The 21,470-nt window shown below is 69.4% G+C and carries 18 protein-coding genes and 1 pseudogene; 5 read left to right on the forward strand and 14 right to left on the reverse strand.

The genetic code is table 11. The features are described 5' to 3' along the window. Window positions 1-74 precede the first annotated feature (74 nt). From ACFHWT_RS03885 to ACFHWT_RS03915, 7 genes are all read right to left on the reverse strand, one after another. On the reverse strand, window positions 75-1,418 hold the full coding sequence (locus ACFHWT_RS03885; RefSeq protein WP_416593185.1) for an MFS transporter: 1,344 nt from the start codon (window positions 1,416-1,418) through the stop codon (window positions 75-77). A 4-nt stretch (window positions 1,419-1,422) separates the two neighbouring features. Next, the gene (locus ACFHWT_RS03890) at window positions 1,423-2,613 is read right to left on the reverse strand and encodes a M24 family metallopeptidase (protein WP_416593186.1); all 1,191 of its coding nucleotides are present in this window, start codon (window positions 2,611-2,613) and stop codon (window positions 1,423-1,425) included. A gap of 108 nt (window positions 2,614-2,721) precedes the next feature. Further along, window positions 2,722-4,491 carry an ABC transporter permease gene (locus ACFHWT_RS03895; protein ID WP_416593187.1) on the reverse strand — a complete coding sequence of 590 codons (1,770 nt, stop codon included), beginning with the start codon at window positions 4,489-4,491 and terminating at the stop codon, window positions 2,722-2,724. Window positions 4,492-4,496: 5 nt separating this feature from the next. Next, window positions 4,497-5,612: an ABC transporter substrate-binding protein gene (locus ACFHWT_RS03900; RefSeq protein WP_416593188.1), complete on the reverse strand. Its 1,116-nt coding sequence runs from the start codon at window positions 5,610-5,612 to the stop codon at window positions 4,497-4,499. Beyond that, the gene (locus ACFHWT_RS03905; protein WP_416593189.1) at window positions 5,609-6,331 is read right to left on the reverse strand and encodes a cysteine hydrolase family protein; all 723 of its coding nucleotides are present in this window, start codon (window positions 6,329-6,331) and stop codon (window positions 5,609-5,611) included. Before ACFHWT_RS03905 ends, ACFHWT_RS03900 begins: the two co-directional genes overlap by 4 nt. A 42-nt stretch (window positions 6,332-6,373) precedes the next feature. Then, complete coding sequence (locus tag ACFHWT_RS03910; protein ID WP_416593190.1) at window positions 6,374-7,135, reverse strand: isochorismatase family cysteine hydrolase; 762 nt, start codon at window positions 7,133-7,135, stop codon at window positions 6,374-6,376. 49 nt (window positions 7,136-7,184) lie between these two features. Next, on the reverse strand, window positions 7,185-8,393 hold the full coding sequence (locus tag ACFHWT_RS03915) for an ABC transporter ATP-binding protein (protein ID WP_416593191.1): 1,209 nt from the start codon (window positions 8,391-8,393) through the stop codon (window positions 7,185-7,187). A 233-nt stretch (window positions 8,394-8,626) separates the two neighbouring features. Here ACFHWT_RS03915 and ACFHWT_RS03920 point away from each other — a divergent pair, with 233 nt between their 5' ends. Continuing rightward, on the forward strand, window positions 8,627-9,457 hold the full coding sequence (locus ACFHWT_RS03920) for a siderophore-interacting protein (protein WP_416593192.1): 831 nt from the start codon (window positions 8,627-8,629) through the stop codon (window positions 9,455-9,457). A gap of 18 nt (window positions 9,458-9,475) precedes the next feature. On the opposite strand, the pseudogene ACFHWT_RS03925 reads toward ACFHWT_RS03920, so the two are convergent. From ACFHWT_RS03925 to ACFHWT_RS03935, 3 genes and pseudogenes are all read right to left on the reverse strand, one after another. After that, a pseudogene (locus tag ACFHWT_RS03925) lies at window positions 9,476-9,622 on the reverse strand (ATP-dependent DNA ligase); the annotation flags it as partial. A gap of 287 nt (window positions 9,623-9,909) precedes the next feature. Continuing rightward, window positions 9,910-10,269 (reverse strand): hypothetical protein, encoded by a 360-nt coding sequence (locus ACFHWT_RS03930; protein ID WP_416593193.1) that lies wholly within the window; start codon window positions 10,267-10,269, stop codon window positions 9,910-9,912. Between the two features lie 70 nt (window positions 10,270-10,339). Further along, window positions 10,340-11,041 (reverse strand): TetR/AcrR family transcriptional regulator, encoded by a 702-nt coding sequence (locus tag ACFHWT_RS03935; RefSeq protein ID WP_416593194.1) that lies wholly within the window; start codon window positions 11,039-11,041, stop codon window positions 10,340-10,342. A 268-nt stretch (window positions 11,042-11,309) separates the two neighbouring features. On the opposite strand from ACFHWT_RS03935, the gene ACFHWT_RS03940 reads away from it, so the two are divergent. Both ACFHWT_RS03940 and ACFHWT_RS03945 read left to right on the forward strand, forming a co-directional pair. After that, window positions 11,310-12,905: an MFS transporter gene (locus tag ACFHWT_RS03940; protein ID WP_416593195.1), complete on the forward strand. Its 1,596-nt coding sequence runs from the start codon at window positions 11,310-11,312 to the stop codon at window positions 12,903-12,905. Between the two features lie 121 nt (window positions 12,906-13,026). Further along, window positions 13,027-14,052: a ketoacyl-ACP synthase III family protein gene (locus tag ACFHWT_RS03945; protein WP_416593196.1), complete on the forward strand. Its 1,026-nt coding sequence runs from the start codon at window positions 13,027-13,029 to the stop codon at window positions 14,050-14,052. An 80-nt stretch (window positions 14,053-14,132) separates the two neighbouring features. On the opposite strand, the gene ACFHWT_RS03950 is transcribed toward ACFHWT_RS03945, so the two are convergent. From ACFHWT_RS03950 to ACFHWT_RS03965, 4 genes are all read right to left on the reverse strand, one after another. After that, window positions 14,133-14,756, reverse strand: a complete 624-nt coding sequence (locus ACFHWT_RS03950; protein ID WP_123603269.1) for a response regulator — start codon at window positions 14,754-14,756, stop codon at window positions 14,133-14,135. A 336-nt stretch (window positions 14,757-15,092) separates the two neighbouring features. Then, on the reverse strand, window positions 15,093-15,890 hold the full coding sequence (locus tag ACFHWT_RS03955; RefSeq protein WP_416593197.1) for an AfsR/SARP family transcriptional regulator: 798 nt from the start codon (window positions 15,888-15,890) through the stop codon (window positions 15,093-15,095). Window positions 15,891-15,974: 84 nt separating this feature from the next. Then, window positions 15,975-16,769, reverse strand: coding sequence for a thioesterase II family protein (locus tag ACFHWT_RS03960; RefSeq protein ID WP_416593198.1), 795 nt, complete (start codon window positions 16,767-16,769; stop codon window positions 15,975-15,977). Next, entirely contained in the window at window positions 16,766-19,234 is a 2,469-nt protein-coding gene (locus ACFHWT_RS03965) for a beta-ketoacyl synthase N-terminal-like domain-containing protein (protein ID WP_416593199.1), read from the reverse strand. The genes ACFHWT_RS03960 and ACFHWT_RS03965 overlap by 4 nt, the downstream gene beginning before the upstream one ends. Before the next feature lie 272 nt (window positions 19,235-19,506). Between ACFHWT_RS03965 and sbnA the strand changes: the two genes are divergently transcribed. Both sbnA and ACFHWT_RS03975 read left to right on the forward strand, forming a co-directional pair. Next, window positions 19,507-20,493, forward strand: coding sequence for a 2,3-diaminopropionate biosynthesis protein SbnA (gene sbnA, locus ACFHWT_RS03970; protein ID WP_416593341.1), 987 nt, complete (start codon window positions 19,507-19,509; stop codon window positions 20,491-20,493). Between the two features lie 17 nt (window positions 20,494-20,510). Continuing rightward, on the forward strand, window positions 20,511-21,467 hold the full coding sequence (locus ACFHWT_RS03975) for a TauD/TfdA family dioxygenase (RefSeq protein ID WP_416593200.1): 957 nt from the start codon (window positions 20,511-20,513) through the stop codon (window positions 21,465-21,467). Window positions 21,468-21,470: the final 3 nt, after the last annotated feature.

The following is a 21,470-nucleotide window of genomic DNA, read 5'->3' on the forward strand; positions in this document are numbered from 1 at the left end:
CGTCCGATAGCTCGATTCTACAGAGTCGAGTCGTCAGACCATCGCGGTTGCGGGGTTCCGTGCAATCCGCCACGTCAGGCCCCGTCCTCTCGGCGTTCGGCACCGGCACCCGCGCCGGTCTCGGCATCGGCGCCCGCACTGCTCTCGGCATCGGCGAGCGTCCACCGGCGCAGCGCGGTCAGCCGCCAGCCGAGGATGCCCATCACCGCCGCACAGGCCAGCCCGCCGGAGACCATCGCGAACGCCGGACTACTGAAACTCGCCGTCGCCCCGGCCCGCGCGTCGCCCAGCAGCGGCCCCCCGGTGACCACCCCGATGTGCACGGCGGAGAGCCGCCCCCGGAGGTGGTCCGGGACGCTGAGCTGCAGCACCGTCTGCCGGAACACCGCCGAGACCACATCGGCGGCACCGGCCACCATCAGCAGGGCGATGGTCAGCGGCAGCCAGTGCGACAGCCCGAACCCGGCGATCGCCAGGCCCCAGACGATGATCGAAATGATCACGGCGCGTCCGTGGCGGGTCACCGACCCCACCCAGCCGGAGGTGAGGGCCCCGATGAGTGCCCCGGCGCCCGGGGCCGCGTGCAGCAGGCCGACGGTCACCGCGTCGCCGCCGAGCTGGCCGAGGGCGATCGCCGGGAACAACGCACGGGGCATGCCGAAGAACATCGCGTTCACGTCGGCGAGGAAGCACCCCATCACCGCCGGCTTGCTCCGCAGGTAGGTGAGGCCCTCGATCACCGACTTGAGCCCCGGCTTGGTCACCTGGTGGGCGGGCGGCATCGGCCGCATCCGGGTGAGCACCGTGATGGACACCAGGAACGTGACGACGTTCAGCGCGTACGTGGTGGACAGGCCGAGCGCCGCGATGACCACGCCGGCGACGGCCGGCCCGACGATCGCGCCCACCTGGGTGAGGGTCTGATTCAACGCGAACGCGGACGGGAGGATCTGCCGACGGACCAGGCCGGCGACCGCCGCGCTGCGCGCCGGGCTCTCCAGCGCCGAGAGTCCGGCCGTGACCGCCACCAGCACGAAGATGGCCCAGATCGGCGGGCTGTCGAGCAGCGCGAGCAGCGCCAGGCCGCCGACGACGACGGCGAGCAGGCCCTCGGTGACCACCAGCAGCTTGCGGCGGTCGACCGCGTCCGCCACCGAGCCGCCGAACAGCGAGCAGACCATCAGTGGGATGAGCTGCGCCAGGCTCGCCAGGCCGACCATCAGCGTCGAGTCGGTCAGCACGTAGACCTGGTACGGCACGGCGACCCTGGTCATCTGCGTGCCCAGGATGGCGACGGCGTGGCCGGTCCAGAGCCGCCGGAAGTCCGGTGACTCGCGCAGCGGGGTGACGTCGATGACCAGGCGTCGACGGACGGCCCCGCTGCGCTGCGTGCGTCCCTGGTTGTCGGTGGCGGTCACGCGATCAGCCGCACCGGAAGAACTCGCGCGGCACCGAGTGCAGCGATTCGAGACCGGACGCGGTGACGGCGAACATCTCGCCGTACTGGACGCCGGCGAGGCCGTCGGAGGTCACCACGTTCGGTTGCACGACCAGGCACATGCCTTCCCGGTACACGAAGCCCTCCGGTTCGCCGCGGTAGGTTTGGCGGGTGCGGACGATGGCCGGCAGCTGTGCGCAGCCGTGCACCAGGTCGTCGTAGATGGTGTAGCCGTGTCGCTGGGCGACCTCCGCCGCGTCGAGAATGTCGGACACCGTCGCGCCCGGCTTGATCACCGAGCTGACGGCGTCGAACACCTCGAGCGCGACGTCGTGCAGCTGGGCGTAGAGCGGGGTCGGGTCCGCGCCGACGGTGTAGCTGCGCAGCACTTGGGCGGAGTAGCCCGCGAAGTTGGTGCTGAGCTCCGCGACGAGCGCGTCACCGACCTCGAGCCGGCGGTCGGACTGGTGCTGGCACGGCACGCCGCCACGCGGGTCGGCCATCTGGGTGGCCACCATGAAGTGGATGCCGTTGATCCCGCCGTCGGCCAGGTAACTGTCCTCGATGATCCGGGCCAGCTCGTGCTCGGTCATGCCGGGCCGGGCCTGCTCGGCGATCGCCATCGCCGACGCGTCGCACATCCGCGCCGAGACGGCCAGCCGCTGCATCTCCTCGGCGCTCTTGATCTGACGCTGATCGGCCAGCTGCCCGCCGAACTCCACCCACTCGACCCCGGGGAAGGCTGCGGTGAGCCGGGCGAACTCGCGCCAGGTGACGGTCCCGGCCAAGCCGACGCGGCCGGTCGAGACGCCGCGTTCCCGCAGGCATTCGATCAGGGTGGGGGTGGTGTCGACCGAACCGGTCGGCGCCGAGCCGCCAAAGCGCACGTCCGGGAACCGGGACATCCGCCGGGCCAGCGGCAGATGGTTCGACAGCTGGATCAGCATCGTCGGGTCGCCGTGCCGGGGGAACAGGACCCAGGCCTCCCGCGTCGACCACCAGTCGCTGAGGTACAGCACGTTCGGGTCACGCCCACCCCGGCCGCAGACGACGACGAGTTGAAGGTCGAGGGCGTCCATTCGGGCGCGGATCTCGGCGTCGCGACGGTCGAACTCGGCGGCGGTGAAGCGGGGATAGTCACGGTCGGTCAGTGGCAGCGCGGCGGTGGTGGTCATAGGTCCTCGCTAGAGTGTTTCGAAGGGTGGACGCCGGCCGACGGGGTGGGGCGACGGCCGGCACGGGGCCCGGTCGGCAGGGGTAGGGCCCGGGGCCCGAGGGCGGCCTCAGAGGCCGCCATCGAGTCCCATCCGGGCGTTGAGGCGGTTGTAGCCGACCAGCCCCACCAGCAGTACGGCGAAGGTGACGATGCCGAACGCCGCCACGGTGGAGAACTGTCCGTCGCCGGCCATGTCGAACATGACGACCGCCGCGGTACGGGTCTGCGGACCCGCCAGGTAGAGAGTGGTCTGCAGCTCACGGAAACTCATCACCATCGTGATGAGCGCGCCGGCAAGCAGTGCCGGCGACAGCAGCGGTACGACGATCGTCCAGATCGCCCGCGCGAAGCTCGCCCCGGCCACCTGAGCGGCCTCCTCCAGCTCCGAGCTGATCTGCAGCATGCGGGCGCTGACCAGCCGTGACACCACCGCGATGATGATCGTGATGTACGCGATCACCAGTGCCCAGTGCGTCGAATAGATTGGCAGCGGCGTGATCAGGAAGATCCACAGGAAGCTGACGCCGACGATGACGTTCGGCAGCGCCATCGGCACCGACGTCAACAGGTAGAGCAGCCGGCCGCCGGGAACCCGCCGGGCGGAGAACCACGCCGCCAGGGTCGACAGGGTCAGCACCCCGACGCTCGCCAGTACGCCGACCAGCAGACTGTTCACGAACCCCTGCAGGATGTTGGGCGTCTGCAGGGCGGCCACATACGACTCCAGTGACAGCGACGTCACCGCCTCCCAGCTGAACTGCCGGAAGAACGGGTTGAGCGACATCCACAGGAGCATGAACAGCGGCAGCAGGATCACCAGGGTCAGCACGGCGAAGGTGAGGATGGTCACCGGCACCCGCCACCGGCCCAGGTCCATCCGTACCGAGGAGAAGTTCTTGCCGCTGATCACGGCGTACCGCTCCCCCGCCTGGTTGAACCGGTCGTACCACCAGATCATCACCACGGCTCCGAGGAGCATGAAGACCGCGTAGGTGGAGACGAGACCGACGTTGCTCGGCGGGGTACTGGTCCGCAGGTAGATCTCCGAGGCGTAGGTGAAGATCTTCTCGTTGACCCCGAGGAACCACGGGATCTCGAACGCCTCCCAGGCCCGCATCAGGGCCATGATCGCCACGGCGGCGATGCCGGGCGCCGCAAGCGGGAGCGAGATGTCCCGTACCGCGCGCAGTTTGGAGGCTCCCGACACCTCGGCGGCCTCCTCCAGCGAGGAGTTCATCGAGGAGAAGACGGTGACCACGAACAGGTAGACCATCGGCACCATGGTCAGGCCGTTGACCAGGGTCAGACCCTGCATCGAGTAGACGTTGAACAGGGTGCCGTCGGTGCCGGTGAGGTTGCGCCAGGCCACGTTGATCGCGCCGATCTTCGGGCTGGCCAGGAACGTCCAGGCGACCGGGACGAGGATCCCCGGCACCGCCATCTGGACGATGGTGAGCACTCCGACGAGGTTGCGCAACGGCGCGTCCGTACGGGCGACGATCCAGGCCAGGAACGTCCCCAGCACCAGCGCGACGAGCGTGGATCCGCCGGCGAACTGCACCGTGGTCCAGGTGACGCTGAGCAGCCGGCCGGAGGCGAACGCGTCGCGGAAGTTCTCCAACGTGAAGCTGAGGGAGAAGAAGTCCGCGTCGGTGGGTCGGGCGTCCTTGAAACTGGTGAACAGCAGGATGGCGATCGGCAGCGCCACCTGTGCCAACAGAATGATCAGGACCAGGCCGTAGACCACGCTGCGGGGGGTGAAGACCCCCCGCAGCGCGGGGAAGCGGGTGACCCGACCGGTGGTGAGCCGGGCCCAGCTGTCCACGAGGGTGGTCATGTCGATCAGCCCGTCACAAAGATCGACTGGTGCTGTTCGACGCGGGTGTCGTAGTCACCGAAGTTGTCGGTGGTCTCGAAGAACAGTTCGCTGCCCAGGATGCCCTCGGCCGACGAGGGGATCGGCGCACCTTCCTTGATCGGCACCTTCACGACGACCTCGCCGACCTTGTTCTGCCATTCGTCGCTCATCAGCCACTCCATGTAGAGCCGGGTGGTGGCCGGGTGCGGCGCGTTCTTCAGCGGGAAGTACATGTCCGGCTGGGCGATGGTCACCGGCGTGGTGACGATCTCGATCGGTGCCCCGTCGGCGATCAGATCCCGGACCGTGCGGGTCGCGCTCTGCGGGAACGCGATGTCGAACTCGCCCGCCGCCAGCTTCTCCAGGCCGTCGGCGCCGGCGTAGACGACCGGCTCGTTGGCCGCGATCGCCTCCATCAGCGCCAGGCCGTCCTGCTCGCCCATCTCGGCCAGCACGCCGGCGAACCAGTCGAGCTGGTCGATGTTGATGCCGAACCGGCCCCGCCACTTCGGATCGGTGAGGTCCTCGTACGTCTGGGGAGCCTCGGCCGCGCTGACCTGGTTGGTGTTGTAGGTGATGTGGAACGTGAAGAAGTCGGCCACCGAGCAGCCGCAGTCCGCGTAGGCGCGGTCCGCCGGCAGGTCAGCCTCGCCACGCGGGTCGTACTCCAGGCAGAGCCCTTCGTCGCGGCACAGCGTGTTGTCCTCCAGCGGGCCGCCCTGCAGCACGTCCGCGCTGGGGCGGCCGGCCGCGTTCTCGGTGATGACGCGCTCGATCAGCTCGAGGGTGCCGCCGGAGGTGTACTCCAGCTCCACCCACGGGTACTTCTCGATGAACAGGTTGATCTGGTTTTCCGCAGCGGCGGCGGGGGCGCTGAAGTAGTAGCTGAGTACACCACCCTCCGCTTTCGACGCCTCCTCCAACGCCGTCATGTACTCGGCGTACTCCTCGTCGGTCATGTCGACCGTCGAGGCCACCGCGAGTTCCTCCGGCAGCGCCGTCGTCGCGGCGTCGTCACCGCCGCCGCAGGCGGCCAGCACGAACGCCGCCGCGGTCAGCGGCACCGTGAGCTTCAGCATGGTCGTTCTGTGGTGTCTCATGCCGGCACCTCCATCGCGGCCGGGGCGGAGTTGAGCTTGCCGGCGAGCTCCGCCAGCGACAGCACCCAGCCCTGGCAACGTCCGAGCTGCTGCAGGCCGAGTTCCTGCAGGTCCTCGCCGAACCAGGTGGCGACGCACTCCGCGACAGTGATCACCTTGTACGCCTTGCAGCTCGCGTCGTACGCGGTGGACTGGATGTCCGCGTTGGTGTTCGCGCCGGCGAGGATCAGCGTGTCGACGCCGAGCGCCTTGGTGAGCCACTCCAGGTCGGTCTGGTAGAAGGCGCTCAACGACTTCTTGGTCTTGATGATGTAGTCGCTGTCGGCGACCGAGACCGCGAAGTCCGGCTTGAACGTGCCGTCCTGCACGTCGACCGACTCGTCGGGCACCGGGCCGTACGGGCTCGGCGACTCGCCGATCGCGGCCCAGGCCCGGCCGACCCGGGTGTTGGCCCGGGCCTGTGCCTCGACCGGCCGCAGCGCCGACAGGACGTGGATCACGGCGGTGCCGCTGGACCGCGCCAGGGTGAGGAGTTCCTCGGTGTTGGCGAGCAGTTCGTCGCGCACGCCGGGCGGGAACGGCGCGGTGGGCGTGAGCCGACGCTTGGTCATCTCCACCGTCACGACCGCGGAGCGGGCCGGGATGATCGGAACGGCGTCGTTGATGACCTGAAGGAATTCCTTACGGTCGTACACGTCGACCGTGGGTCCGGTGAGCATATGTCTTCCCCTCGATTGGTGTGACGATCAGTGGCGGGCAGGTCAGATGCCTGCCATCGCGGTGTCCGCAGCGGCGGCCTTGGCGGCGGTGAGTCGCTCGACGGCCTCGGCCGAGGACATCGCCAGTCCGATGGTGCGGGGGTAGTTCTGCAGTGCGAACTCGTGCAGGTCCTTGCCGTGTGTGGAGCCCACCGCATCGGTGACGATGATCGGCGTCCACATCCGGTTGTAGGCGTCGAACGAGAAGTTGGAGACGCAGTTGTTGGTGTTGATGCCGACGACGAAGAACGTGTCGACGCCGAGACAGCGGATCAGGTGCTCCACGTCGGTCGACAGGAAGCTGCTGGTCATCTGCCGTTTGGTGTTGATGATGTAGTCGCCCGGCTTGGGGCCGAGGATCGGCATGACGTCCCACTCGAAGTAGCCCTCTGGGGCGTCCGGGTGGTAGCCGGGCCGGGGCGCCTGGCCGTACGGCGTACCGTGCCGGCCGGTGCTCTGCACGATCGCGGTGCGCGGCTGCATGCCCCGCTCGACGAGCCGTTGGTAGACCATGACGTGGATGACCGGTAGCCCGAGTTCGCGGCCGGCGTCCAGGAAGGCGGCGGCGTTCGGCAGGATCCGCTCGGCCACGTTCTGCGGGAACGAGGACCAGTCCTTGTCGATCTGCCGTACATGCATGTCGATCTGCACGACGGCGGTCTTCGCGAAGTCGATCTCCAGGGCGTCGTTCAGCTTGCTGAGCGTCGCAGTGCGGTCGATGATCTCGACGGCGTGACTTTTCGGGTGCACCTGGTTGTATGTCATGTCGTTCTCCTCTGGTTGCTGGGTCATCGCGCTGGTCTTGGTCGCCTTGTCACTGCGTGTCGTGGCCCGTCGGCGAACGGTCCGGGTGCAGCACCACGTGGTGCGGTTCGATCCGCACGTGCACCCGGCTGCCCAGTGCCGCGCCCGCACCGCCGGTCACCCGGGCGGTGACCAGGTGGCCGGACTCCAGTTCGACGACCAGTTCGGCGAACGGGCCGAGGAAGGATGCCGAGCGCACCGACCCGGCGATGGCTGGCACCGGGGTGTCCGACACCGCCTCCCGCAGTTGCAGGTGCTCCGGACGGACGGTGAGCACGACGGATTCGGAGACCCGTACGGTGTCGTGCGGCTGTCGCGCCACGTGGAGCTGGCCGATACCGGTCTGTACCAGCCAGTGATCGTCGTCGGCGTCGACGACGGTGCCCGGCAGCGTCTCGCTTTCGCCGACGAAGTTCGCCGCGAACACGTCGGCGGGGCGCGAGTAGACCCGGGTCGGCGCGCCCTGGTCCTTGATCTCACCGCTCTCCAGCACCAGGATCCGGTCCGAGACCGCCATCGCCTCTTCCTGGTCGTGGGTGACGTAGAGGACGGTGATGCCGAGCCGCTGCTGCAGGTCGCGGATCTCCTGGCGAACTTCCTTACGCAGCTTTGCGTCGAGGTTCGACAGTGGTTCGTCGAAGAGAATGAGTTCGGAACGGGACACCAGCGCGCGGGCCACCGCGACGCGCTGCTGCTGTCCACCGCTGAGCTTGGTTGCCGGGCGCTGCGCCGCGTGGTCGAGGCCCAGCATTTCGAGTACCTCGGTGGTCCGGGCGATGATCTCGGCCTTGCGCAGCTTGCGCCGCCGCAGCGGGTAGGCCACGTTGTCGAAGACCGACATGTGCGGCCAGATCGCGTACGACTGGAACACCATGCCGATCTGTCGCTGCGCCGGGGTGAGCCGGATCCGGCGGTTGGACGAGTAGACGGGCCGCCCGCCGATGGCGATCTCGCCGGACGTTGGTGTTTCCAGTCCGGCGACCGAGCGCAGGATGGTGGTCTTGCCGCAGCCGCTCGGGCCGAGCAGCGTGACGAACTCGCCTCTGGCGATGTCGAAGCTGATCCCTCGTACGGCGTGAACATCTCCGTCGGCGGTGCGGTATTGCTTGTGGAGGTCGACGATCGACACCATGGGCGCAGGTTCAGGGGCACTCGATGCCAGCATCTCGTTGTGGGTGCCAGCCGCCTCGACGAGGGCCGCACTCTGCGTAGTGGTCATCTCGCTCCCTTCTCTATAGACTAGAGACGAGATTAGGTAGAGCTTGTTACGGCCATGTCGCCCTGAGTGTTGCGGTGCGGTTAGGAAGCCATGACGGAGCCGATACACGACGAGGTCGCCCGGGTTCGCACGCACCGGTGACACGGCACCACACCGACCCCCGTCGTCGCGGCGCACGCCGCGACGTAGCCTCGCCTAACCTAAGAAGGAGTGGCGACGGAGAGGAACACGGGATGGCGACGGCACAGCGGCAGACACCCAATCAGCACGTACTCACGGTCGAGTCCACCGAGTGGCTGACGCCGCACCTGGTGCGGGTGGTCCTCGCCGGGGCGTCGCTGGCCGAATTCGGCTACGCCGGCCACACCGACGCGTACGTGAAACTGCTGTTCGTCGACCCGACGCTCGGGCTGGAGCCGCCCTACGACCTCGCCGCGCTGCGGACCACCCTGCCGGCCGGGCAACGGCCGTTGACCCGTACCTACACGGTCCGCTGGCTCGACCGGGCCGCCCGGCGGCTGGCAATCGACTTCGTGACCCACGGCGACGCCGGGGTGGCGGCCGTATGGGCGGCCCGAGCCACGCCGGGCGACCGGCTGGTGCTGTCGGGTCCCGGCGGGGCGTACGCGCCCGACCCGGCGGTCGGCTGGCACGTGTTCGCCGGGGACCTGTCCGCGTTGCCAGCGATCGCCGCGTCCCTGCAGGCACTGCCGGAGCACGCGCGCGGCGTCGCGCACCTCGAGATCACCGATCCGGCCGACATCATCGACCTCGAACACCCCGCCCAGGTGACGGTGAACTGGCTGGTCAACACCGACGGCGGCGACACGGTGTTCCTCGCCCGCGCGATGGAGGACTGGCCCTGGCCGCCCGCTGCGGACTCCCCCGGTGCCGTGCAGGTCTTCGCGCACGGCGAGCGTGAGTCGATCAAGGCCGTCCGCAAGGTGCTCCAGGCTCGGGGCATCCCCCGCGAGGCGATCTCGATATCCGGCTACTGGGCCCGCGGCCGCACCGAGGACGTGTTCCAGGCCGAGAAGCGCGACCCGGTCGGCCGCATCGACTGACCGTCGTACCTGCCAGGGTCAGCCTGGCCCGCCGTCGGGCTCCCCGGCCTCGCGCCTACGGCGTTCGGTCGCGCGGCGCTTGCCTTCGTGCATCGCGACCACCCGCGCGATCGGGATGCCGTGGCCCTGCTCGACCAGGCCGGGGTCGAGACGCTGCGGCGGCGGACGGTCTGCCCGGCCGGGCCGGTGGTCACGGCGATCGACGCGGTCCCGGCCACCAGGACAGCGAGCGTCGCCGCCCACCGGCTCCGAACTCGCGTCCGCTGCGTGAGTACGCGACTTGCAGGTACGTGCCGGGTACCGATCAGCACGGTGCACTCCCCCCGTCAGGCCTCGCTCAGATGGCCTATGAAGGATGGGCGCGGCTTCCATCGACGGTCAATGACATCGATGGAAGCCATCGCACCCATGTGCAACCGTGCTCCGGCGACCGGCGCCGGACGCTGCGGGCGTCAACGCATCAGCTGGAGTACCAGGACGACCACGCCGAGGGAGAAGAACAGCGGGAAGTCGGGGGGCAGGATGCCGCCGAGGTTTCGGTAGAAGCGCAGGATCAGCATCATGCCGAAGAAGGCAACTGTGTAGCCGGCGGCGATGGCACCGATCTCCGGCCGCCAGATGCCGATCACCAGACCGGCGGCGGCCAGGGTGTCGAGGACCGCGATCAGCAGGGTCAACGCCCGGCTGGGGCGGAACCCGAAGTGGTTCTGCAACGGCTGGATGCCTGCCTCCATGCCGATGTACATGGCGAGGCCGTGCAGGACGAACTCCATGATGAGCACGGCTGAGCAGATGATGACGATGATCCGCACGGACAGTCTCCAGTTGTTCGGGCGTGGTGTTCCGAGGTGTGCCGCGGTGTTCCGGCGTGGTGGTGTCGGGTCAGGTCGGCAGTCCGGCCAACTCGGCCAGGCGGGTCAGGGCCTGGTCGAACAGGGCTGCCCGGTCGTCGATGATGTTGTTGAAATGGCCGAACAGCTCCAGGTTGAGCATCCCGAACAGCCCGCTCCAAGCGGCCAGCGCGGCGATGACGGCCTCGTCGGGCACGGCCGGCAGCACGGCCGACCGCACCCGCTCGAGATCACCGCCGAGCGACTCGGGCGTGGCCTGGGCGCTCGGCGGGGTACGCAGCACTTCGGCCCGGTGCGCGTCGCTGATGATCCGACCGAGCACCACCTTGTCCCGCATCGCCGCCGGCAGTGTGGTCTCCGGGGCGTGGTAGCCGCGTACCGGTGAGCCGTAGAGGAGTGCGTACTCGTGCGGGTGCTCGATCGCCCAGCGGCGCAGCGCCTGCCCGACCGACCGCCACCGGCCCGCGAAGTCGTCGGCCGCCGCCGCCTCGTCGGCCTGCTCGACGGCGGTGCCGACGGAGTTGTAGCCGTCGGTGACCAGCGCGGTCAGCAGGTCGTCGCGGCTCGGGAAGTAGCGGTAGACCGCTGAGGAGACCATGCCGAGGTCCCGGGCGATCGCCCGCAGGGAGAGGTTCTCGGCTCCCCGGTCGGCGAGCTGCGCCTTGGCGATCTCGACGATCTCGTCGGTCAGTTCCTTGCGGACGCGTTCCCGCAGCGCGCGTGCGGAAGCCAAGGCCTCTCCTCCTTCGAGCGGTCCCGTCGGTCCCGGCACCGGGCACCCACTGCACCGATCGTGCAGGTCAGTACCGCCGAAGCTTACCCGACCGGGTACCACGAATTAGAGCACGGGTCGTACTCACGAGCAATAGTCTTGACAGAGAGCACCGCTCCTGTCAGCCTCGTATCGAACCTCACCACCCTCGCAGGTCGGTATCAACCGCCGGTCCTGCCAGCTCTGCGGCACAGCCATCCCCGAATCCATCTCAGGTCGAGAGGAAGCCATGACAAGCCAGGAACAGAAGGCCGCTGCGCCGGTCGGAGCGTCCGGCGGGCCCGTCCCCGACAGCCGGCGCTGGCTGGTGCTGGTCGTCGTCTCGGTCGGGCAGCTGATGATCGCGCTCGACACCACCGTGGCCAGCGTGATGGGCCCGGAGCTGCAGCGCGACCTCGGGTTGTCCCCGATCGGGCTGCAGTGGGTCTTCAACAACTACATCATCTTGTTCGGCGGTCTGCTGCTGCTCGGTGGCCGACTCAACGACGTGATCGGCCGGCGCCGAATGTTCCTCGGCAGCCTCGCCCTGTTCACCGCAGGGTCGCTGCTCGCCGCGATGGCGCAGACCGACGACCAGATCCTGATCGCCCGGGCCATCCAGGGTCTGGCCGCCGCCGGCCTCTCCCCCGCCTGCCTGAGCATCCTGGTCGTCTCCTTCCGGGACCCGGCCGAGCGGGCCAAGGCGTTCGGCGTCTGGGGCGCGGTCATCGGCGTCGGCGCCGGGCTGGGCACCCTGCTCGGCGGTGCCATCGTCGACGTCAACTGGCGGTTGGCGTTCTACATCAACATCCCGATCGCGGTGGTGCTCACCATCGGCGCGCTGTGGCTGATCCGCGGTGGCGCACCGACCGGGCCACGCCCCAAGGCCGACATTCTCGGTGGACTCACCGGCACCCTGGGCCTCGGTACGTTGGTCTTCGGCATCGTCAGCGTCACCGATCACGGCTGGACCGACGTCCGTACCCTGGCGGCGTTCCTGGTCGCGGCTGTGATGCTGCCCGCGTTCATCGCCATCGAGCACCGGGCGGAGGCACCACTGCTGCCGCTGCGGCTGTTCAAGCTGCGCGGTGTGGTCGCCGGCAGCCTGGGTGAGTTCTTCACCGCGGGTCTGATGATCCCGTGCTTCATGCTGTTGCCGATCTACATGCAGACGATCCTCGGCTACTCGCCGCTGGAGACCGGGCTCGCGTACCTGCCGACGACCCTCGCGATGATGATCGTGGCCGGTCCACTGTCCAAGGCGATCCCGAAGATCGGCGCGCAGATCCCGTACGTCGTCGGCACCGTGCTGCTGGCCGTCATGCTGGTCCTGCTGATGCGCACCCCGACCAGCGGGTCCTACTGGACGATCATGCTGCCGATCACCACGCTGCTCGGCGTCGGCCTGGTTCTCTGCCTGATCCCGACCCCGACGGTCGGGACCTCGATGGCCACCGAGGACGACGCCGGCACCACGTCGGCCGTGCTGAACGTCGCCACCCAGGTGGGCGGGGCGCTGGCCCTGGCCATCTCCGCGTCCGTGCTGCAGGGCCGGCTCACCGACCTCGCCGAGCAGGGCCAGGTCGGGCCGGAGGCGCTGAACGAGGCGCTGCACCTCGGCATCGCCACCCTGTTCGTCTGGGTCGGGCTGAGCCTGCTGACCGGTCTGATCGGCTTCCGCGGTCTGCCGGCCGCACCGCCGCCGGCCGCCGGCACCTCCCCCGACGGGTCTGCCACCGACGGTGCCGACGCACCGGCCGATGCCGGCGGCAGCGACGGTGCCGGTACGACGGGCCCGGCCGGCGGCAGCGACGCCAAGCCGGTCGCGGCACCCGCCGCGTCCTGAGCCGGTCGGACGGGGTCGGGCACCGCGTCGGTGCCCGACCCCGTCCGGCAGACCGGCTCAAGGTCCGGTCGAGTGGCAACCGGTTTGCTGTCGGTGGACCGATTTCGCCGAAGGAGGCACCGTGCGTTGGGACAACATCTATCTGGCCGGCACCGGGCTGTACCTGCCGGAGAAGCAGTACACCGCCGAGCAGGCGGTCGCCGACGGCGTCTATGACGCCTCGGCCGCGGAGACCAACGGCATCCGGGCGGTACGGGTGGCCAACGACGACGAGGCCGGCGTGGTGATGGCCGCCGCAGCCGGGCAGCAGGCCATGTCCCGCTCCGGTCATGACCCGCAGGACATCGACCTGGTGTTGCATGGGTACGTGTCGCACCAGGGCCGGGAGATGTGGAGCCCGGCCCACTACGTCCAGCAGGAGACGGTCGGAGGGGGCCCCTCGGTCACCATCGAGATGCGACAGGGCTGCAACGGGCTGCTCGCGGCGCTGGAGCTCGGCGCGTCCTACCTGGCCGCCCGGCCGGACACCACCGCCGCGCTGCTGACCGCCGGGGACGCTTTCCGGCTGCCGTACATCGACCGGTGGAAGAGCGACGACCAGACCATCTTTGGCGACGCGGGCAGCGCCCTGGTGCTGTCCAAGCGGCAGGGCTTCGCCCGGCTGCTGGCGACGGCGAGCACCACCGAGCCGAGCCTGGAGCCGCTGTACCGGGGCGGTGGGCCGTGGACCTGGGCGCCGTTCGACACCGGCAAGCCGGTCGACCTGACCGCACGCAAGGACGAGTGGCTGATGCGCTACGAGGACGCGTACGACGACGCCCTCGAGTTGGTCAACCAGAAGCTGACCAGTGTGCTCGACCAGGCAGTGACCGAGGCGGGGACCAGCGTCACCGAAGCCGACTGGTTCGTGCACGCCAACCTGATCCAGCCGATCGTCGAGTGGGGCTTCCACAAGTCACTCGGCCTCGACCCGGCCCGGACGACCTACGAGTGGGGGCGCGACCTCGGACACATGGGCAACAGCGACCAGATCGGCGGGATCAACCACCTGGTCGAGACCAACCAGCCGAAGTCCGGCGACAAGCTGATCACCGTGGGCGCCGGCATCGGATTCATGTGGACGGTGGCGGTGCTGGAGTTCGTCTGATCCGCGTCCGGTCCGGTCCCGGGTCTGCGGTACCGGGCCGGCCGGGGGGGCATCCGACCTGCGTCGGGACGCCGGCCGGATCAGAGAATCCAGCCGGCGTCCCGGGCGATCCGCACCGCGTCGACCCGGGTACGGGCATCGAGTTTGGTAGCGATAGAAGTCAGGTGGTTACGTACGGTCCCCGCCGAGAGATAGAGCATCGCGGCGATCTCCTTCGCCGAGTGCCCGTTCGCCGTCAGTTTGAGGATCTCGATCTCCCGGGGCGAGAGCGGGCTCGTGGACCGCTCGTTCAACGCGGCAAGGGCGATCTGCGAGTCGACCACCCGTCGCCCGGCGGCAACCTCGCGTACCGCTTCGGCGAGACTTGCGGGTGGGGCGTGCTTGAGCATCAGACCGGTCACCCCCGCTTCCAGGCTGCGCCGCAGCATCCCCGGCCGGTCGATGCCGGTGAGGATCAGCGTTCGGCAGCTGGGAAGCTGGTCGTGCACCAGCATCGCCGCCGATAGTCCGTCGATCCCGGGCAGGTTGACGTCGATGATCGCTACGTCCGGACGGTGGGTCAGCGCGGCCGGCAGGATCGCGTCGCCCCGCTCGACCTGAGCGACGACCTGGATGTCCGGTTGCAGTTCGAGCAGGGCGACCAGCGCCCCACGGACCATGTGGACGTCCTCAGCCAGTAGGACCCGCAACGGGCACGTCTGCATGACTCGTTTCCCGCCTCCTGCACGACCGTTGCGTCACGGTCGACGACGCACCGTACTAATGCCGCGATCAGCCACGCGGGCGGGGCCACCATTTCCGGCACACCGATTTCAGGCTCCACCGGAAAGGGCTGAAGACCTCATCCGCGCTTCCCTCCCAAAACCGACATCAGGTCCGCGTTCCGACATCAGGTCCGCGTTATTGACCCGATCCGCCGACTCGGCGACCGACCACAGGATACCCCCTGCCTTCAACCATTGCCGGGAACGGAAGCGGGTTAGGTCGGAATATACCGAATTTACCCGGACCCATCTGTCACTCGGGTAGTGCTCTGCCGGCTATGCCGCGCCGACCAGGTCACGCCCCGGCAGCGGAACGCCTCCGCTGAGGATCACCTGCTGCAGTTCGTGCAGCCGACGCGCCGGCTCGACACCCAGCTCGGCGACGAGCAGCGTACGGATCCGGCGGAACTCCCCGAGCGCTGTACCGACGTCACCGGACAGGTAGAGCGCCGTCATGTAGTGAGCGGCGAAGCTCTCGTTGAGCGGATGCTGGGCGGTGAGGGCACGCAGCTCCCCCAGCACCTCCAGGTGCCGACCCAGCCGCAGGTCGGCCTCGATCCGCCGATCCAGAGCGGCGAGCCGCAGGTCGCCGAGGGACAGCGCGTGCATGGCCAGCTGCGGTCCGAACTGGATGTCCGACAGCATCGGCGCCCGCCACAGCGCGAGGGCGTCGCCGAACCGGCTGCTCGCGGCGTGGTAGTCATGCCGCTCGAAGGCCTCACTGCCGGCCCGGCCCAACCGTTGGAACTCCTGCACGTCGGTGAGACCACCGGACATCCGCAGCGAATAGCCACCACGTTCGGTCACCAGAACGCCACGGGAATCGCCCGACGGGTCGCCGGCCATCGCCCGGCTGATCTGCCGCCGGAGCTGGTGGATGTAGGTATGCAGGGTCGTCGTGGCGCTGTGTGGCGGGTTGTTCTCCCAGAGTTCCTCAAAGATCGCGGATTTGGTGACCAGCCGGTCGCCGTTCAGGGCCAACAATGCCAGAATCTGGCACGGTTTGGCCGCAGACGGCACGATCGACGTGTGGTCAATTGTCGCCTGCAATGGTCCGAGCAGGTTGATTCGCATGACTCGTTCCCCGATTCGCCATCAGACTTGGCAACTCATTGAAAACAGTCTGCGACGGATCGGGGCACGGATCCAGTGACACCATCACCTGCCGACCGTGAAGAACTCATGCCGTTGCTCGGCCGCGCCGCGCACGGCCGTCACCTCGGTACGGATCTCCCGGGCGAGCTGCGGGTACGCCGCGCCGTGGAAGTAGAAGTGTCCACCCGGGAAGAAGCACTGACGCAGCTGGTGAGCGGTCTCCACCTGCCAGGCCGGTAGGCAGTCCAGCGGCGCCCAGGAGTCGGTCAGCCCGCTGAACACGGTCAGCGGGCAGGGCAGCGGCTGGCGGTCCGGCTCGGGCCGGTACGAGTCGACCGCCTGCAGATCAGCACGCGCGACCCGGAGAAACTGCTCCCGCATCTCCGGCAGCTCGAGCAGCCGGTGCGGCGTGCCACCGAGGCCCAGCAGGACCTCCAGCAGCTCGGCATCGGCCAGGTCGCCGAGCCGCCCGAGACCGGGCACCGGCGGGGTCGGCGTCGTCGGGGCCGCCCGCCCGGACACCCCCACCCACAGCGGCGCCGCGCCGACCGTCGACAACCGGCGCCCGGCCTCGACCGCGACGACCGCACCCATACTGTGCCCGAACAGCACGTACGGCCGATCGGCATGCGGTGACACCGCTCGGGTCGCCTCGTCGACGACGGCGGTCATCGCCCGCAGCGGCAGTTCTGCATACCGTCGGCCGCGCCCCGGCAGGTCCAGCAGCAGCACCTCCCAGTCCGGCGGCAGTTCCCTTGCCAACGGGTGGTAGCCGGCGGCGGATCCACCGGCGTGGTGGAAGGCGATGAAGCGCAAGGTGGCGTCACCGGCCGGGCGGGGCCGGACGAACCAGCTCATCCCCGCACCGCCGCGCTGGCGACGTCCCGGGCCAGGCCGGCGAGCAGCGCCGACAGTGGTTCGTCCACGGCGAGCTCGGCGGTGGACCCGTCGAGCTGGTAGCACTCCTGCACCCGGCTGAGGAACAGCATCGCGGTGAACGAGTCGCCGCCCAGCTCGGCGAAGGTCAGCCGCAGGTCCAACTCGCCGTTCGCCTTCAGCACCTCGGCCAACTCCGCACGCAGGAAGCTCTCCACCGCGGCCCGATCGCCCGCATCCGGGGCCACGCCGGTGACGTCCGCGGCCGAGTTGGCGGCGTCCGGGGCCGCCGACCAGGCTTCGTCCGGCGGTGCGGCGACGCCGGTGCCGCGCGCGGACGGCGACGGTGCGACCGGCTCCGGCACCCAGCAGCGGCGTCGCTGGAACGGATAGGTCGGTAGGTCCCCGACGAACCGGGCGTCCGATGCCCGCAGCCGGTCCATCCGCAGGTCGGCACCGGCCCGGAACAACGCCGCCAGCGCATCGAGGAACACGGCGGTCGCCCGGTCCGGATCGGCCGGCACCAGCGCCACCCGCTGGTCGCCGAGGTCAAGCAGAGCAGGGTGGACATGGTCGGCCCCGGGGCCGGCAGCGTCCGCGTTCGGTTCCCGTACGACCGTCGGTACGCCGAGCAGGTCCAGCGCCCCGGTCAGCCAGCCGGCCGGGTCGAGCTCCGGTGTCCGGCCCTCGTCGGTCAGCAGCGGCAGCTCCGAGGCGATCGCCGCGACCCCCTTGACCAACGCGTCCGAGGCCGCAGGGTGCAGTACCAGGGCCGGACCGGGCAGCGGACCGGTCGGCTCCGGCGCGGCGTCGACGGCGAGGCTGGCCTTGCGGGCGAGGTCGCGCGCCGAGGTCCCGGTCACCGCCAGCCGGTACGCCAGCGGCGCCCGCCCGGCGCGCAACGTGTGGCAGACCGAGGACAGCCCGGCCGGGTCGCTGCGGAAGAGGTAGGTGCCGACCGAGGCGGCGAGCGCCTGCAGCGCCTGCGGGCTTCGGGCGGACAGCACCAGCAGCTCCGGACGCCCCGGCTGGGCCGTCGGGTCCGACGGCCCAGCCGGGACCGGGTCCGCTGCCTGGACGATCACGTGCGCGTTGGTGCCGCTCAGCCCGAACGCGCTGATCCCGGCGATCCGCCCGGCGCCGGACCAGTCGGCCGGCCGGCGCGGTATCTCGATTCGGCCGTCCGCCCACGACACGAGCGGGTTCAGCGGCCCGTCGGCCTCCGGCACGTCGGCCACGATCCGCTCGTGGCGCAGCATCAGCACCAGTTTGATCAGCCCGGCCAGGCCAGCGGCCGCCTCCAGGTGACCCAGTCGGGCCTTGACGCTGCTCACCAGCAGCCGGGGCCGGGCGTCGGACCGCGGCCGGCCGTACACCGCGTCGAGCGCGGCGACCTCGATCGGGTCGCCCAACGCGGTGCCGGTGCCGTGCGCCTCGACGTAGCTCACCTCGGCCGGATCGGCCCCGGCGTCACGAAGGGCGGCCCGGATCACCTCCTGCTGGGCCGGACCGTTCGGCACGGTCAAGCCGGACGAGGCACCGTCGTGGTTGACCGCGCTGCCACACACCACCGCCAGCACCGGCCGGCCCTCGGCGACCGCGTCGGCCAACCGCATCAGCACCACCGTGGCGACACCCTCGCCGCGACCGTAGCCGTCGGCGGCGGCGGTGAACGGCTTGGACCTGCCGTCCGGGGCCAGCGCCCGGCTCTGGCACAGCGACACCATCAACCTCGGCGAAAAGATCAGATTCGCCCCGCCGACCAGCGCGTACCGGCACTCTCCCGACCGTAGGCTGCGGGCTGCGGAGTGCAGCGCCACCAGCGACGACGAGCACGCGGTGTCGAGGGTGACCGCCGGGCCGCGCAGTCCCAGCGCGTAGCTGATCCGGCCGGCGGCGAAGCAGTGCCCGCCGCCGGTGCCGAAGTACGGGTCGAGCCGGTCCGGGTCGGCGTCGGTGAACCGTTCGCCGTACTCGGCGGCCATCAGTCCGATGAAAACGCCGACGTCCAGCCGGTCGGCCCGGCGGACCGCGACGCCAGCCCGTTCCAGCGCCTCCCACGAGGTCTCCAGCAGCAGACGCTGCTGCGGGTCCAGCGACTCGGCCTCCCGCTGGGAGATACCGAAGAAGTCTGGGTCGAAGCCGGCCACGTCGGCCAGGAAACCGGCTCGTTTGACGTAGGAGTGGCCGGGGCGGCCCACCTCCGGGTGGTGCACCGAGCGTAGACCCGGCCGGTCGGTGGGGATGTCCTGCGGCCCGGACGCCGGGCCGGTGAGCAGCTCCCAGTACTGCTCGGGGGTGGTCACGCCGCCGGGGAAGCGCAGCGCCGTCCCGACGACGGCCAGGGGTGCCGCGCGCTCGGCTTCCAGCTCGCGGATCCTCGCCCGTAACCGGTGCGACAGTCGCAGTTGCTCTTCGACAAGCGTGCGCAGGTCTGTTGTCTCCACGTCGATCCTCGATGTCCGTTGGCCGGGGTGGTGATCGAAGCTGGCCGAACGTAACCGGCGACGCTTGAGTGGACCTTGGGACCGCCGGCCAGACCACCGGCCTGCGAGGGCGTCAAGGTTCGCTCAAGCATCCCCGGCAAGACTCGTTGCCGTTCACGCCTGCACCGCAATGCGTACGCGGTTCGAGGCGACCGGTCGGCACGAATGGCGCGACCAGAGGGGGCGACGTGACCCAACGCACCGAGCAAGGGATTCAACGCAGCGTGCAAGGGATTCTCGGATGTATCGGGAATACGCCGCTGGTCGAGCTGAACGGACTGCTGCGGGACATTCCGGCGCGGGTGTTCGCGAAACTGGAGCTGGCGAATCCGGGCGGCAGCATCAAGGACCGCACCGCATTGAACATGCTGCTCCACAAGATTCACGCGGCGGAGCTGGTGCCGAACCGTTCGGTGGTCATCGAATCCAGCTCCGGCAACCTGGCGATCGGCATCGCCCAGGTCTGCCGCTACTTCGGGCTGCGCTTCATCTGCGTCGTCGACGCCAAGACGACCGCGCAGAACATCGCCATCCTCCGGGCGTTCCAGGCCGAGATCGAGATCATCGACCGGCCCGACCCGGTCACCGGCGAGTACCTGCCGGAACGCATCCGCCGGGTCCGCGAGCTGCTGGCCGAGCATCCGGAAGGCTACTGGCCGAACCAGTACGCCAACCCGCTCAACCCGGCCGCGCACCACCGGACGATGCAGGAGATCATCACCGCCCTGCCGGCCCCGCCGGACTTCATCTTCTGCGCCACCAGCACCTGCGGCACGTTGACCGGGGTCCTCGACTACGTCCGGGAACAGGCACTGGCCACCCAGGTGGTCGCCGTCGATGCGGTCGGCAGCGCGATCTTCGGTGACGAGAGCCGGCACCGGCTGATCCCGGGCCACGGCGCGTCGGCCCGACCGCCGCTGCTGGCCGCCACCGGGACGTACCCGGTGGTGCACGTCTCCGACCTCGACTGCGTCGTCGGCTGCCGGCGGCTGATGGCCCGGGAGGCCATTCTCGCCGGCGGCTCCTCCGGCGGGGTCATCTCGGCGTTGGAACGGTTCCGCGACCGCATTCCGGCCGGCGCGACCTGCGTTCTCGTCTTTCCCGACCGCGGGGAGCGGTACCTCAACACAATTTATTCCGACCAGTGGGTTCAACAGAACTTCGGCGACGTGTCACATCTGTGGAAAGAGTCCGGGATCGCCGCCGCCGGCCGGCACTGATCAGCGAAGGGGAAACCATGTTGGTAACCGCACTGCCGGGGCAGAGCCTCCCCGCAGTCATCGAACCGGACAACGACCTGTCGATTCTCGACGTCATCAAGGAGAACCGGGCGGAGATCCGTGCGCTCATCACCCGTACCGGGGCGGCGATGTTCCGCGGTTTCGAGGTGGGTGGCGTCGACGGGTTGCACGACGTGGTCCGGGCGCTGTCCGGCGCTCCGCTGGACTACACCGAGCGGACATCGCCGCGCAGCAGCCTCTCCGGCAACGTCTTCACCTCGACCGACTACCCGCCGACCGAGGAGATCTTCCTGCACAACGAGTGCTCCTACCAGGCGCAGTGGCCGATGAAGGTGTTCTTCTACTGCCTGCAGCCGGCCGAGACCCAGGGCGCCACCCCGTTCGCCGACGTCCGAGAGGTCTACCGCCACATCGACCCGTCGGTCGCCGAAGAGTTCATCCGGCGCAAGTGGATGTACGTGCGCACGTTCAGTGAGATGGGCGGCAGCTGGCAGTACTTCTACGACACCGAGGACCGGTCGCAGGTCGAGCGGTACTGCCGCAGCCAGGGGATTGACGTCGAGTGGGTCGGCACCGACGGGCTGCGTACCCGGGCGGTCCGCGACGCGGTGCACCCGCACCCGGTGACCGGCGAACCGGTCTGGTTCAACCACGCCACGTTCTTCCACATCAGCACTCTGCCGCAGATCTACCAGGAGGAGATGCTGGAGATGTACGGCGAGGAGAACCTGCCGACGAACAGCTACTACGGCGACGGCGCGCGGATCCCCGACGACGTGATGAAGCACCTGCAGGAGGCGTACCGCGCGGCGCTGACCCGGTTCGACTGGCAGGCCGACGACCTCGTGGTGATCGACAACATGCTCACCGCGCACGGTCGGGAGCCGTTCACCGGCGGCCGCCGGATCGCCATCGCGATGGCGGAGGCCTCCGACGCGCCGGTCGAGCCGTAGCCG

Source organism: Micromonospora sp. LOL_021 (assembly GCF_048060215.1).
In the GTDB taxonomy this organism is placed as follows: Bacteria; Actinomycetota; Actinomycetes; order Mycobacteriales; family Micromonosporaceae; genus Micromonospora_E.

Excerpts from the sequence above, each read along its gene's own strand:
- ACFHWT_RS03890 (WP_416593186.1), bottom strand. The coding sequence starts at position 2,613 with ATGACCACCACCGCCGCGCTGCCACTGACCGACCGTGACTATCCCCGC.
- ACFHWT_RS03895 (WP_416593187.1), bottom strand. The coding sequence starts at position 4,491 with ATGACCACCCTCGTGGACAGCTGGGCCCGGCTCACCACCGGTCGGGTC.
- ACFHWT_RS03900 (WP_416593188.1), bottom strand. The coding sequence starts at position 5,612 with ATGAGACACCACAGAACGACCATGCTGAAGCTCACGGTGCCGCTGACC.
- ACFHWT_RS03905 (WP_416593189.1), bottom strand. The coding sequence starts at position 6,331 with ATGCTCACCGGACCCACGGTCGACGTGTACGACCGTAAGGAATTCCTT.
- ACFHWT_RS03910 (WP_416593190.1), bottom strand. The coding sequence starts at position 7,135 with ATGACATACAACCAGGTGCACCCGAAAAGTCACGCCGTCGAGATCATC.
- ACFHWT_RS03915 (WP_416593191.1), bottom strand. The coding sequence starts at position 8,393 with ATGACCACTACGCAGAGTGCGGCCCTCGTCGAGGCGGCTGGCACCCAC.
- ACFHWT_RS03920 (WP_416593192.1), top strand. The coding sequence starts at position 8,627 with ATGGCGACGGCACAGCGGCAGACACCCAATCAGCACGTACTCACGGTC.
- ACFHWT_RS03940 (WP_416593195.1), top strand. The coding sequence starts at position 11,310 with ATGACAAGCCAGGAACAGAAGGCCGCTGCGCCGGTCGGAGCGTCCGGC.
- ACFHWT_RS03950 (WP_123603269.1), bottom strand. The coding sequence starts at position 14,756 with ATGCAGACGTGCCCGTTGCGGGTCCTACTGGCTGAGGACGTCCACATG.
- ACFHWT_RS03955 (WP_416593197.1), bottom strand. The coding sequence starts at position 15,890 with ATGCGAATCAACCTGCTCGGACCATTGCAGGCGACAATTGACCACACG.
- ACFHWT_RS03960 (WP_416593198.1), bottom strand. The coding sequence starts at position 16,769 with ATGAGCTGGTTCGTCCGGCCCCGCCCGGCCGGTGACGCCACCTTGCGC.
- ACFHWT_RS03975 (WP_416593200.1), top strand. The coding sequence starts at position 20,511 with ATGTTGGTAACCGCACTGCCGGGGCAGAGCCTCCCCGCAGTCATCGAA.